Raw genomic sequence first — 12586 nt, forward strand, 5'->3', positions numbered from 1 at the left:
AGGCGCGGACCGGGAGAAGGGAAGCCCGGGCGGCTTCCGGGCGGCCTTTACCGAAGAGTGCGTCAGGAACCGTCCACATGCTGCTGTTGATCCCCGGCCCCGTGCAGACCCGCCCCGAAGTGCGGGCCGCCATGGCGGTCGACATCGCCCCCTGGGACCGTGACTTCGCGCCCGAATACGCCGCCATTCGCGACAAGGTCCGGGACCTGGCGGGCGGCGAGGCCGGGCGCCACGCCTGCCTGCCGCTGCAGGGCGCCGGCCATTTCATCACCGAGGCGGCGCTGCGCACCTTCGTCCCGCCCGGAACCGGCCGGATCCTGATCCCGATGAACGGCGCCTATGCCGAGCGCATGGCGCGGCTGGCGCGCGAGGCCGGGCGGCAGGTGGTGACGCTGCCGGCGCCCGACACCCAGGGCGTGCCGCCGGCGGCGGTGGCCGCGGCCCTGGCGGCCGATCCCGCCATCACCCATGTCGGCGTGGTCTATTCCGAGACCGGCAGCGGCATCGTCAACGACGTGCCGGCGATCGGCGCCGTGGTGCGCGCGGCCGGGCGGCGGATGCTGGTGGACGCCGTCTCGGCCTTCGGCGCGCTGCCCTTCGACCTGAAGGCGCAGCCCGAGGTGGATGCGGTGGTCTTCACCTCGAACAAGTGCATCGAGGGGCTGCCGGGCATCGGCTTCGCCATCTGCCCGATCGACCGGGTGGAGGCGGCGGCCGGCCAGGCCGGCTCCTGGTCCTTCGACCTCGCCGACATCTATGCCCACGCGCTGCGCAGCGGCTGGGGCAGCTTCCGCTTCACGCCGCCGGTGCAGGCGCTGCACGCCTTCGGTGTCGCGCTCGACATCTTCCTGGCCGAGGGCGGCCAGCCGGCGCGCCTCGCCCGCTACCGCGAGAACTGCCGCATCCTCCACGAGGGCGCGCGCGCCCTGGGGCTGCGGCCCTATCTCGACTGGAAGGACCAGGGCCCGATCATCGCCCTGTTCCACCAGCCGGAGGCACCGGGCTTCACGCTGCAGGGCTTCGTCGACGCGCTGAAGCGGCGCGGCGTGCTGATCAGCAACTTCTTCAACACCGGCGCGCCCACCATGCGCATCGGCTGCATCGGCCATGTCGGGCCGGACGAGATGCGCTTCGCCCTCGGCGCCATGCGCGGCGCCCTGGAGGAGATGGGCGCGCTGCGCCGCGACGCCGCCTGAGGCGGCGCCGCTCCGGCCTCAGACCGCCGGCATCCCGGTCTCGTCCTGCCGCCGCTTGTCCAGCTCCTCGCTGTACCGGCGGAGCAGGAAGGCGACCGTGAGCAGGCCGACGACGCGCGAGGTGTCGCGCTGGTCGACGACGGCGAGCGCCTCGGCATCGGCCGCGTCGAACACCGCCATCGCCTCCTTGGCGTTCCAGGCGGGCAGCAGCACCTGGTCGCGGAAGTGCAGCAGCCGCGCCACCGGCTCCTCCGGCGCCAGCTCGCTGCCATGCGCCTCGGCCACCAGGATCAGCCCGGCGTAGCGCCCGGCGGCGTCAAGGGCCACGACATGCGTCGTGGCGCCGAGCGGGAAGTCGCGGCGGAAGGCGGAGAGGCGGGTGTCGTCGCGCACGGTGCGGACATCGCGCCGCATCAGCCGGCCCACCGAGAGATCGCGCAGCCAGCCGATGTCGTGCGCGCTGCGGATCGCCTCGCCACGCAGGTGGAAGCGCCAGGTGGCGAAGGAATAGCCGAAGAGACGCCGCACCGTGACGGCGGAGACGATGACCGCCATCAGCACCACCCCGGTGATGTTGAAATCGCGCGTGGTCTCCAGCGCCATGAAGCTCATGGCCAGCGGGGCGCCGATCACCGCGGCGCCGAAGGCGCTCATGCCGACCAGGGCGGCGAGCAGCGGGTCCGTGACGATGCCCGCCATCGCCATCGGCACCGCCGCCAGCTTGCCGAGCAGCGCGCCGAGCAGCAGCGAGGCGAAGAACAGGCCGCCGCGGAAGCCGGCGCCGATCGAGATGGCCGAGGCCGTGGCCTTCAGCAGCAGCAGCCCCAGCAGCGGCAGGGCGTCGCCCTCCACCACCAGCGTCAGGTGCAGCGCGCCATGGCCGGCGGAGAGCACGGCCGGGGTGATCAGCGCCAGGGCGCCGACCAGCAGGCCGCCCACCGCCGGGCGCAGCGGCGCCCAGGGCATCAGGCGGCGCATCCCGGCCTCGGCATAGGTCACGCCGCGCATCAGCGCGATGCCGGCCAGGCCGCAGAGCAGGCCGATCGCCAGGGAGAGCAGGCCGTTGTTCCAGTCGAGCGGCGACAGGCCGGCGGCGTTCAGCACCGGCGTGCCGCCGCCGAGCAGCTCCGCCACCAGCGCCCCGGCCACGGCGGCGCCCAGCACCGGCGCCAGATGGGCGATGGCATAGCTGCCGATCACCAGCTCGAAGGCGTAGAAGGCGCCGGTCAGCGGCGCGCTGAAGGCGGCGGCGATGGCGCCCGCGGCGCCGCAGCCGACCATCAGCCGCAGGTCGCCGCGCCGCAGGCGGAACTCCCGCCCGAGATGCGAGGCGAGGCCGCCGCCCATCTGCGTATAGGCCGCCTCCAGCCCGACCGAGGCGCCGAAGCCGTTGGAGAGCAGGGTCTGCCCGGCCACCACGGCGGCATCGTTCATCGACATGCGGCCGCCATGCAGCGCATTGGCCTCGATCGGGTCGATCGGCGCGCGCGGCCGCCAGCGCGCCAGGGCGAGGCCGAGCAGGCCGAGCAGCAGCCCGCCCCCGGCGGGGACCAGCAGCAGGGCCAGCGGCGCGGCCTCGCGCAGCGCGCTGAGGCCGTGCCGCCCCTCGGGGCCGAAGAAGGCGGTGTGCAGCAGCCGCGCGGCATGGCCGAGCCCGGCGGCCAGCAGGCCGCTGACCAGCCCGGCCAGCACGCCGAGCAGGATGATGCCGATCTCGCTCTGCCGCACCCGCTCGCGGAAGGAGCGCGGGCCCCGGCGCTCCAGCAGCCTGCGGGGCAGCAGCCTCACGCCGCCTCCGTCCAGCCGCAGGCGGCGAAGGCGGGACGCAGCGCGGCGGGGACCGGGGCGGTGACCTCCAGCGGCGGGTCGAGCGGCAGGGCGATGGCGCGGGCCAGCAGGTGCAGCCCCGCCGGATGCGGCCTGCCGTAGACGGGATCGCCCAGGATCGGCCAGCCCTGGCTGGCGCAATGGACGCGGAGCTGGTGGGTGCGCCCGGTCTCCGGCCGCAGTTCCAGCCAGGCGAGATCCCCGCCGGCGCCCGTCCCGCGGCCTCTCACGCGCCAGCGGGTCAGGGCCGGCTGGCCCTCGGGGTGCGCCTCCATCCGCCAACCGGCGGCGGCGGAGCTGACCTTGCGCAGCGGCGCGTCGATGCGCCCGGACCGGGCCGCCGGGCCGCCGGCGACGATGGCCCAGTAGGTCTTGCGCGCCCGCCCCTGGGCGAAGATCGCCCCTAAGCCGGCCAGGGCAGGCCGGGTGCGGCCCAGCACCAGGCAGCCGGCGGTGTCGGTGTCCAGGCGGTGGGCGGGCTGCGGCGGGCGCTTCCGGCCCGGCGCGAGAAACGGCAGCAGGTCCTCCAGGCTCGGGCCGCCGCGTGGCCCGGCATGCACCGGCAGCCCGGCCGGCTTGTCGATGACCAGCACATCGTCGCGGCACAGCAGGATGGGGGGGAGGGCCAGGGGAGGGACCAGGGGAGGGGCCAGGGGAGGGGACGCGGCGGCGGGGCGGGCCCCGCCGGGGGCGGCCTCGCGGGACACCCGGCGGGGGGCAGGATGGAAGGCCGGGCGGCCGCCCCTGGCCATGCCGCGTCAGGCGGCCCGGGGCAGCAGCCGGCTGGTGCGCTCGGCCCAGTCGAAGTAGAGCTGCCGCGCCTTCTGGCCGAGCGGCCCGGCCGGCAGGGCGCGCCCCTCGAAATTGGTGCAGTACTGCACCTTGCCGAAATTGCCGGTCGAGAAGATCTCGTCCGCCTCGTGCAGCATCTGCGGCGTCACCACCGCCTCGCGCGCCTCGATTCCGGCCTCGCGCAGCAGGGTCAGGACGCGGTGGCGGGTGACGCCGGCCAGGAAGGTGCCGTTGGCCTTCGGCGTCAGGACCACCCCGTCCTTCGCCAGCATCAGGTTGGAGGTGGCGAACTCGGCGACATTGCCCTCGAAGTCGCGCATCACCGCCATGTCGAAGCCCTTGTCGCGCGCGGCGGCGGCGGCGCGGGAGGAGTTCGGGTAGAGGCACGAGGCCTTGGCGTTGGTCGGCGCCATGTCGGGCGCCGGGCGGCGCAGCGGCACCAGGCAGGCGGTGAAGCCCTTGGCGGGATCGGGCAGCGGCGCCTCATAGATCGAGAGGATGAACTCGGTGCTTTCCGGGTCGGGGAAGGCGGCGCCGATGCCGCGGCGGACGAAGAACATCGGCCGGATGTAGAGCTCGGCATCGGCCGGCAGGCGCGCCACGCCCTCGCGGCACAGCGCCTCGATCGCGTCGGCGGGGAGCGTCGGCTTCATCATCATCGCCTCGGCGCTGCGCACGGCGCGCTGGCAGTGCAGGTCGAGGTCGGGCACCAGGCCGCGGATGGCGCGGGCGCCGTCGAAGATCACCGAGCCGAGCCAGAAGGCGTGGTCCATCGGGCCAAGCACCTTCGGCTCCTCGGTCAGCCACTTGCCGTCGTGCCAGAAGATGCCTGCCATGGGGATGATCCTTCGTCGGTCGCGGGAGAGAACGCGGCGCCAGACTGGCACGGGCGCCGCCGGCTTTGAAGGGCGGGCGCCTCAGCCCGCCGCGCCGAAGGTCGCCGGATAGCCGAACAGCCCGACGGCGCCGCCGGTGTGCAGGAAGACCACATTCTCGTCCCGGCCGAAATGGCCCTTGCCGATCAGGTCGATCAGCCCGGCCATGCCCTTTCCGGAATAGACCGGGTCGAGCAGGATGCCCTCCTGCTCGGCCAGCAGCCGCACCGCCTCGACCATGCCCTCCGTCGGCACGCCGTAGCCCTGGCCGACATAGTCGCAGTTGGCCACCACATGCTCCGCGCGCAGCGTCTCCTCCGGCAGGCCGAGATGGGCCGCGGTGCGCCGCGCCAGGGCCAGCACATTGGCCTCCTGCCGCTCGCGCGGGGCGCGGACGCCGATGCCCAGCACCGGGATGCCGCTGTTCAGCGCCACCAGCCCCGTGACCAGCCCGGCCTGGGTGCCGGCGCTGCCGGTGGCATGCACCACGTGGTCGATGCGCAGCCCGGCCTCGGCGGCCTGGTTCACCAGCTCCAGCGCGGCGTTGACATAGCCCAGCGCGCCCACCGGGTTGGAGCCGCCGCCGGGGATGACATAGGGCCGGCGCCCGGCCGCGCGCAGCTCGGCGGCCAGGGCCTCCATCTCCGCCTGCATGTCGGCGCCGCCGGCGCGGTGGGAGATCCCGGCGCCATGCAGCCGGTCGAGCAGCACATTGCCCGACCGCGTGTAGGCCGGGTCGGTCGAGCCGGTGCGGTCCTCCAGCAGGATGTGGCAGGCGAGGCCGAGCCTGGCCGCCGCCGCCGCCGTCTGCCGGGCGTGGTTGGACTGCGTCGCGCCCTGGGTGATGACGGTGTCGGCGCCCTGGGCGAGCGCCTCGGCTACCAGGAATTCCAGCTTGCGGGTCTTGTTGCCGCCGGTGGAGAGGCCGGTGCAGTCGTCGCGCTTGATCCAGAGCCTCGGCCCGCCGAGGTGGCGCGTGAGGCGTTCCATGGGCTCGAGCGGCGTCGGCAGGTGGCCGAGGCGGATGCGCGGGAAGCGGCCGAGATTCATGACTTTCCTCCGTGCGGGCGGTGCCCTTGCGGCGATTGTCCGGGCCGGGCGGCGGATTGGCAACCGCCGCGCGGATGCGCGCCGCCGCCGGCGGTGCTATCGGGCGGCGCATGCAGCCGCCCCGCCCGTCCCCGCCCGAGCCGGACCGCCTCTGCGGTCCCGCGGCCGTCGCCGCCGCCTTCGCGCACCGCCCGGACGCGATCCTGCGCCTGTTCCACACCGCCTCGCGCCGCGCCGAGGCGGGCGGCTTCTGCGCCCGGCTGGCGCGCGAGCGCAAGCCCTACCGCGAGGTGCCGCCGGAGGAGCTGGCGCGCATCGCCGGCACCACCCATCACGGCGGCATCGTCGCCATCGCCACGCCGCGCCGCGTGCCGGTGCTGCCCGACCCGCTGCCCGCGACCCTGCCGGAGCCGATGTTCCGCGGCGGGCTGCTGCCGGTGCTGGATGGCATCGGCAATCCGCACAACCTGGGCGCCATCGCCCGCTCGGCGCCTTCCTCGGCTGCGGCGCGCTGATGCTCTCGGGCGATCCGCGCCAGGCGGGGCTTTCGGACGCCGCCTGGCGCACCAGCGAGGGCGGGCTCGAGGCGCTGGGCCTGGTCCGCGCGCCGGACCTGCCGGCCGCCCTGGCGCGCCTCGCGCCGCACTGCCTGACGGTCGCGGCGGTGGCGCGCGGCGGCGAGCCGCCGGAGGCGGTGCTGCGGTGCCGCGCCGGGCGGCCCGTGGCCCTGGTGCTCGGCAACGAGGAGCAGGGCCTGCCGCAGCCCACCCTCGCCGCCTGCGCCGCGCGGGTGACGCTGCCGGGCTCGGGGGCGGTCGAGAGCCTCAACGTTTCGGTGGCGGCGGCGGTGCTGATCCACAGCCTGGCGCGGGGCGGCTGAGACCGGGCCATAATGAGACCGGGCCATAACGCGCTTGCCGCCGTGCCCGCCACGCGCCAGAACCCGCCGCGGACCGTACCGGAGGCTCCCAAAACCATGACCATCCGCCGCCGCGCCCTGCTGGGCACCGCCGCCACCTTCCCCGCCCTTCCCGCCCTCGTCGCGCCGCGGGATGCGCGGGCGCAGGACACCTTCCCCTCCCGCACCCTGCGGCTCGTCGTGCCCTTCGCGCCGGGCGGCTCGGTGGACATGACGGGCCGGCTGATGGCGCAGATGCTGCAGCCGGTGCTGGGCCAGACCGTCGTGGTGGACAATCGCGGCGGCGCCGGCGGCAATCTCGGCGCCGCCGAGGCCGCCCGCTCGGAGCCGGATGGCCACACCATGCTGCTCGCCTCCGCCTCGATCCTCGCGGCCAACAAGTTCCTCTACACCAAGTCGATGCCGATCGACCCGATGACCGACCTCGCCCCGGTGACCCGCGTCACCACCGGCACCGTGTTCATGACGGTGAAGGCCGACAGCCCCTACCGCACCTTCCAGGACGTCATCGCGGCGGCGAAGAAGGACCCGGGCGGGCTCACCATGGGCTCCTCCGGCACCGGCACGATCAGCCACCTGACCATTTCCAAGGTCTGCCGCGCCACCGGCGCCGATATCACCCACGTGCCCTATCGCGGCGGCGCGCCGGCCCTGCAGGACCTACTGGCCGGCAATATCGACATGATGTTCGACGTCATCCCCCTGGCCATGGCGCATGTGCGGGAAGGCCGGCTGCGGGTGCTGGCCGCCGCCAGCGCCGAGCGCGTGACCTATGTGCCGGAGCTCAGGGACGTGCCGGGGATGAAGGAGCTGCTGCCCGGCGCCGGCATCGACATGCAGTCCTGGTACGGCATCAACGTGCCCGCCGGCACGCCGGAGAACCGTATCGCGGCGCTGCACAAGGCCATCGTCTCGGTGGTCGATACGGCGGAGTTCCGCGAGAAGATGGAGCCGAACGGCTTCACCACCATCGTCGATGCCTCGCCGGCCGCCTATGGTGCCTACACCCGGTCGCAGGAGGCGGTGTGGAAGGCGCTGGTCGCGGAATCCGGCGCCAGCCTGGACTGAGGGCGCGGGGCCCCTCTTTCCCCGGCGCCCTTTCCCGCTCAGGCTGCCGCCCGGATATCCAGCCGGGAAAGACGCCTCCATGACCGCACGACGATCCCTCCTCTCCCTGCCCCTCCTGGCGGCGGCCGCGCTGCCGGCCGCCGCCAGGGCGCAGGCGGTGGCGGAGGGCCGTCCCCTCCGCCTGATCGTGCCCTTCCCGCCGGGCGGCGCCATCGACATCCTCGGCCGCCTGCTGGCCGAGCGCCTGGGCGCCGCGCTAGGACAGACGGTGGTTGTGGAGAACCGCGCCGGGGCCGGCGGCGTCATCGGCGTCGACGCCCTGGCCAAGGCGCCGCCGGACGGTTCGACCATCGGCGTGCTGGGGCTGACCACCTGGACCGCCATGCCCTCGATGTTCAGCAGCCTGCCCTTCGAGCCGGCGCGGGACCTGCAGCCGCTCAGCCTGGTGACCGCCGGCGCGCTGCTCTGCGTGGTCAATGCCGAGACGGCGCGGCGGCGCGGCTGGACCGACTTCCGCGCGCTGGTCGAATGGGCCCGCGCGCATCCCGAGCAGGTGACGATGGGCTCCTCCGGCACCGGCACCTCCTCGCATCTCTGCATCAGCGCGGTGAACCAGGCGACCGGCGCGCGCATCCTGCACGTGCCCTACCGCGGCGGCGGCCCGGCCATCCAGGACCTGCTCTCCGGCACCATCGACATGATGTTCGACGTCATGCCGGCGCTGATGCCGCATGTCCGCTCCGGCGCCTTCAAGGCCCTGGCCGTCTCCTCGGCGCGGCGCGCCGGCGGGCTGCCGGAGGTGCCCGGCATGGCCGACTTCGCCGATCTGGGCCTGGACCAGGTCGACATCGTGACCTGGAACGCGGTGGCCGGCCCGGCCGGCATGCCGGCGGAGGCCGTGGCCCGGCTCGCCGCCGCGATCCGCGCCATCGTGGCGCAGCCCGGTTTCGCCGAGCGGCTGACGCCCCTCGGCTACGACCCGGTCTCCAGCGAATCCCCCGAGGCGCTGGCGGCCCTGATCGCGCGGGAGACGCCGGTCTGGGCGCGGCTGGTGGAGATCTCGGGCGCGAAGCTGGACTGAGCGGCCGCAACCGGATGGAAATCCCGGAGCGGTTCCATCCGGCCGGGCGCTGCTCTAGCATCGGCGGAAACCGCCGGAGGACTCGCCCGATGCGCCGCGCCCTGTTCGCCGCCGCCCTGATGGCTCCGCTCGCCGAGGGCGCTCCGCCGGCCTCCGCCGCGGCCGCCAGCCCGCCCGCCGCGCTGACCTGCCCGGACGACGCGGCGATGCAGGCGATGGCCTCCTCGCTGCTGGCCCGCGCGCCGGTGCAGGCCTTCGGGCGCGAGCTGAGCCTGGAGGACGGGCTCTGCGCCCAGGGCAAGCTGGTGCCGGCGCTGAGCAGGCAGCTCGGACCCACCGTCGGCTGGAAGGTCGGACTGACCAACGAGGCGGCGCAGAAGCGCTTCGGCGTCAGCCACCCCCTGGCCGGGCCGATCTACGCGGCGACGGTGCGGGCGAAGTCCGGCGCCACCCTGCCGGCGGACTTCGCCGCCGTGCCCGTGGTCGAGGCCGATCTGATCGTGCGGGTCAGGGATGCCGGCATCAACGAGGCCGGCGCGGACCATGTCGAGATCCTGAGGCATCTCGACCAGGTCATCCCCTTCATCGAGATGCCGGACCTGGCCCTGGCCGAGATGGGCCGGATGAACGGGCCGAACCTGCTGGCCATCGGCGTCGGCGCGCGGCTGGGCGTGGTGGGCGAGCCGATCGCGCCGGAGGCGACCGAGGATTTCGCCCGCCGCCTGGGCAGCATGGAGGTGCGCTTCACGGCGCGGAAGGGCGAGGCGGAAAAGGAACTGGCCAAGGCCCCCGGCAGCGCGCTGCTCGGCCATCCGCTGAACGTCATCCCCTGGCTGGTGAAGGATCTCGCGGCGCGCGGCACGGCGCTGAAGCCGGGGGACCTGATCTCGCTGGGCGGCTTCTCCCCCGCCCTGCCGGCCGAGGCCGGCACCACTTACGCGACCACCTACACCGGCCTGCTGGCCGAGCCGGTCGCGGTCAGCGTGACGCTGGAATAGCCGGGCCCCCGCTCCGACGCCTGATCCTGGCCCCTTGACCCTGGCCGCGACCCGGCGCATCGCACAACGGTATCCATTGCAGCCTGAGGTGATGCCCCGATGCTTGCCCTGCGCGTCATCCCCTGCCTCGACGTCAAGGAAGGCCGCGTCGTCAAGGGCGTGAACTTCGTCGCCCTGCGCGATGCCGGCGATCCGGTGGAGCAGGCGCGCGCCTATGACGCGGAGGGCGCGGACGAGATCACCTTCCTCGACATCGGCGCCACGCACGAGAATCGCGATACGATGTACGATGTCGTCTCGCGCACCGCCGCCGAGGTCTTCATCCCGCTCACCGTCGGCGGCGGCGTGCGCTCGGTCGAGGATGTGCGCCGCCTGCTTCTGGCCGGCGCCGACAAGGCCAGCATCAACAGCGCCGCGGTGAGCGACCCCGATCTGGTGCGCCGCGCCGCGCAGGCCTTCGGCAGCCAGGCCATCGTCGTCGCCATCGACGCCCGCGCCGTCGGTCCCGGCCGGTGGGAGATCTTCACCCATGGCGGCCGCAAGGCCACCGGCATCGACGCCATCGCCTGGGCCGAGCGGATGGCGAGCCTTGGCGCCGGCGAGTTGCTCGTCACCTCGATGGACCGGGACGGCACCAAGTCCGGCTTCGATCTCGACCTGCTGCGCGCGCTACGCGCCCGCGTGCGCCTGCCGCTGGTCGCCTCGGGCGGTGTCGGCCAGGCGCGCCACTTCGTCGAGGGCGCGCGCGCCGGGGCGACCGGGCTGCTGGCCGCGAGCGTGTTCCATTACGGCGAGATGCGGATCGGCGAGGCCAAGGCGGCGCTCGCCGCCGCCGGCCTGCCGGTTCGTCCCTGCCCCGATCTGAAGGTTGCCTGAGCGTATGGCCAAGGAAGTGAAGAAGAAAACGGCGAAGGCCAAGTCGAAGCCCGTGGCCGCCAAGAAGCCGGCCGCGAAGGCCTCGCCGCGCAAGGCGCTGCCGCTGCCGGACAGCATTCCGGCCGGCGCCAAGCCGCGCAAGGCGGCGCTGAAGGCGGAGGCCCGGCACCTGGAGCCCCTGCATGTCGCGGCCAAGGGCGATGTGGCGGTGCTGCGGCGGCTGTGGGACACGGTGGAGGCGCGCCGGCAATCGGGCGACGCCGCCCAGTCGCATTCGGCCCGCCTGCTCGCCCGCGGCACGCCCAAGGTGGCGCAGAAGCTCGGCGAGGAGGCGGTGGAATGCGTCATCGAGGCGATCCAGGGCAACCGCGCCGCGACCGTCCTGGAAAGCGCCGACCTGCTCTATCACCTGATCGTCGTCTGGGTGGATGCGGGCATCGCGCCGGAGGAGGTCTGGGCCGAGCTGGAGCGCCGCGAGGGCATCTCCGGCATCGTCGAGAAGGCGTCCCGTCCGAAGGGCATCGTCCGCGCCGCGGAGACCACCAAGCTGCCCTGAGAGCGGGGCGGCGCAGCAGCAGGAGAGGAAGCACCATGCCCGTGTCCGGCATGCCGCCCTACGACAACGGCAATATCTTCGCCCGCATCCTGCGGGGCGAGATCCCGGCCAAGAAGGTGCATGAGGACGAGCATGCCCTGGCCTTCCACGACATCGCGCCGCAGGCGCCGGTGCATGTGCTGGTGATCCCGAAGGGGGCCTATGTCTCGGTGGCGGATTTCTCCGCCGCCGCCAGCCCGGAGGAGGTGGCCGGCTTCTGGCGCGCCGTCGGGCTGACCGCCCGGCTGCTCGGGCTGGAGGACCAGGGCTACCGGGTGCTGACCAACATGGGGAGCGATGCCGGGCAGGAAGTGCCGCATTTCCACGTTCACATCTTCGGTGGGCGGCGTCTCGGCCCGATGCTGGCCAGGCCCGACGCGCAGTGAGCGCTTGACCCGGCGGGAGCCGCTCGCCATGCCTTCATCCCATGGAGGACCTTTCATCCGCCGCTGAGGCACGCACCGCTTTGGAGGCCGCCGGCGCCCTGCCGGATGCCGAGCTCGATCTCGCGGCGGTGGCGCTGCAATTCGCCCGGATCGACGCCCCGGCGGCCGACTGGCGTGCCGCGGAGCATCACCTCTCGGACCTCGCCCGCGCCGCGGTGGCCGCCGCCGCGGCCGATCCGGCGGCCGATGGCGGCGAGGTGGCGCGCCGCGTCGCCCTGCTCGCGGCGCTGCTGCATGAGCGCTTCGGTTATGCCGGCGACGGCGAGACCTACGATTCCCCCGCCAACGCCAACCTGATCGAGGTGATCCGCCGCCGCCGGGGCCTGCCGGTGGCGCTCGGCCTGCTCTGGCTGCATGCCGCCGGCGCGGCGGGCTGGCCGGCGCACGGGCTGGACTTCCCCGGCCATTTCCTGATCGGCCTCGAGGGCGCCCGCGGCATGGCGGTGGTCGATCCCTTCCATGGCGGGCGGCTGCTGGAGGCGCCGGAGCTGCGCGCCCTGCTGAAGCGGATGGAGGGCGAGGCCGCCGAGCTGCGGCCCGCCGTGCTGGAGCCGGTGTCGCGCCGCGCCGTGCTGCTGCGGCTGCAGAACAACATCAAGCTGCGCCGGCTGCAGGCCGGCGACCTGCCGGCCGCCCTGACCTGCACCGAGGATATGCTGCGCATGGCGCCGGAGGCCGCCATCCTGTGGCGCGAGGCGGCGGTGATGAACCAGCGGCTGGACCGCATCGGCGCCGCCCTGGCCTGCATCGACCGCTTCCTCGCCCTGGTGCCGCGTGGCGAGGCCGCCCAGCGCGCCCGCGCCCTGGCGGTGGAGCTGCGTCAGCGGCTGAACTGAGGCCGCGCCGGCGCCAAGCCCGGAGGC

General features: G+C 74.1%; 14 protein-coding genes. 10 read left to right on the forward strand and 4 right to left on the reverse strand.

Going from position 1 to position 12586, the window contains the following annotated elements; translation table 11 throughout:
- Positions 1-77: 77 nt before the first annotated feature.
- Positions 78-1196, forward strand: a complete 1119-nt coding sequence (locus D9598_RS03725; RefSeq protein WP_198365073.1) for a 2-aminoethylphosphonate--pyruvate transaminase — start codon at positions 78-80, stop codon at positions 1194-1196.
- Between the two features lie 18 nt (positions 1197-1214).
- Here the strand turns inward: D9598_RS03725 and D9598_RS03730 are convergent, their stop codons facing one another.
- The 4 genes from D9598_RS03730 to D9598_RS03745 all read right to left on the reverse strand — a co-directional run bounded on the left by D9598_RS03730 (position 1215) and on the right by D9598_RS03745 (position 5740).
- Positions 1215-2984 carry a chloride channel protein gene (locus D9598_RS03730; protein WP_370591928.1) on the reverse strand — a complete coding sequence of 590 codons (1770 nt, stop codon included), beginning with the start codon at positions 2982-2984 and terminating at the stop codon, positions 1215-1217.
- Complete coding sequence (locus tag D9598_RS03735; RefSeq protein ID WP_198365074.1) at positions 2981-3775, reverse strand: RluA family pseudouridine synthase; 795 nt, start codon at positions 3773-3775, stop codon at positions 2981-2983. The genes D9598_RS03730 and D9598_RS03735 overlap by 4 nt, the downstream gene beginning before the upstream one ends.
- A 6-nt stretch (positions 3776-3781) precedes the next feature.
- The gene (locus tag D9598_RS03740; RefSeq protein WP_198365075.1) at positions 3782-4651 is read right to left on the reverse strand and encodes a branched-chain amino acid aminotransferase; all 870 of its coding nucleotides are present in this window, start codon (positions 4649-4651) and stop codon (positions 3782-3784) included.
- Between the two features lie 81 nt (positions 4652-4732).
- Positions 4733-5740, reverse strand: coding sequence for a D-cysteine desulfhydrase (locus D9598_RS03745; protein WP_198365076.1), 1008 nt, complete (start codon positions 5738-5740; stop codon positions 4733-4735).
- Between the two features lie 110 nt (positions 5741-5850).
- Between D9598_RS03745 and D9598_RS20935 the strand changes: the two genes are divergently transcribed.
- The 9 genes from D9598_RS20935 to D9598_RS03785 all read left to right on the forward strand — a co-directional run bounded on the left by D9598_RS20935 (position 5851) and on the right by D9598_RS03785 (position 12559).
- Entirely contained in the window at positions 5851-6255 is a 405-nt protein-coding gene (locus tag D9598_RS20935) for an RNA methyltransferase substrate-binding domain-containing protein (RefSeq protein WP_232476892.1), read from the forward strand.
- Positions 6255-6620, forward strand: a complete 366-nt coding sequence (locus D9598_RS20940; RefSeq protein WP_232476893.1) for an RNA methyltransferase — start codon at positions 6255-6257, stop codon at positions 6618-6620. The genes D9598_RS20935 and D9598_RS20940 overlap by 1 nt, the downstream gene beginning before the upstream one ends.
- Positions 6621-6716: 96 nt before the next feature.
- A complete protein-coding gene (locus D9598_RS03755) occupies positions 6717-7727 on the forward strand; it encodes a tripartite tricarboxylate transporter substrate binding protein (protein WP_198365077.1) in 1011 nt (336 codons plus the stop codon).
- Positions 7728-7806: 79 nt separating this feature from the next.
- Positions 7807-8808, forward strand: coding sequence for a tripartite tricarboxylate transporter substrate binding protein (locus tag D9598_RS03760; RefSeq protein ID WP_198365078.1), 1002 nt, complete (start codon positions 7807-7809; stop codon positions 8806-8808).
- 89 nt (positions 8809-8897) lie between these two features.
- Positions 8898-9806, forward strand: coding sequence for a 2-keto-4-pentenoate hydratase (locus D9598_RS03765; RefSeq protein WP_198365079.1), 909 nt, complete (start codon positions 8898-8900; stop codon positions 9804-9806).
- Positions 9807-9905: 99 nt separating this feature from the next.
- Positions 9906-10682: an imidazole glycerol phosphate synthase subunit HisF gene (gene hisF, locus D9598_RS03770; protein WP_198365080.1), complete on the forward strand. Its 777-nt coding sequence runs from the start codon at positions 9906-9908 to the stop codon at positions 10680-10682.
- A gap of 4 nt (positions 10683-10686) precedes the next feature.
- The gene (locus D9598_RS03775; RefSeq protein WP_198365081.1) at positions 10687-11238 is read left to right on the forward strand and encodes a phosphoribosyl-ATP diphosphatase; all 552 of its coding nucleotides are present in this window, start codon (positions 10687-10689) and stop codon (positions 11236-11238) included.
- Positions 11239-11273: 35 nt separating this feature from the next.
- On the forward strand, positions 11274-11663 hold the full coding sequence (locus D9598_RS03780) for a histidine triad nucleotide-binding protein (protein ID WP_198365082.1): 390 nt from the start codon (positions 11274-11276) through the stop codon (positions 11661-11663).
- An 80-nt stretch (positions 11664-11743) separates the two neighbouring features.
- Complete coding sequence (locus D9598_RS03785) at positions 11744-12559, forward strand: SirB1 family protein (RefSeq protein WP_232476894.1); 816 nt, start codon at positions 11744-11746, stop codon at positions 12557-12559.
- The last annotated feature ends 27 nt before the right edge of the window (positions 12560-12586 follow it).

The organism is Roseomonas sp. KE0001, from assembly GCF_016107285.1.
Classification (GTDB): domain Bacteria; phylum Pseudomonadota; class Alphaproteobacteria; order Acetobacterales; family Acetobacteraceae; genus Pseudoroseomonas.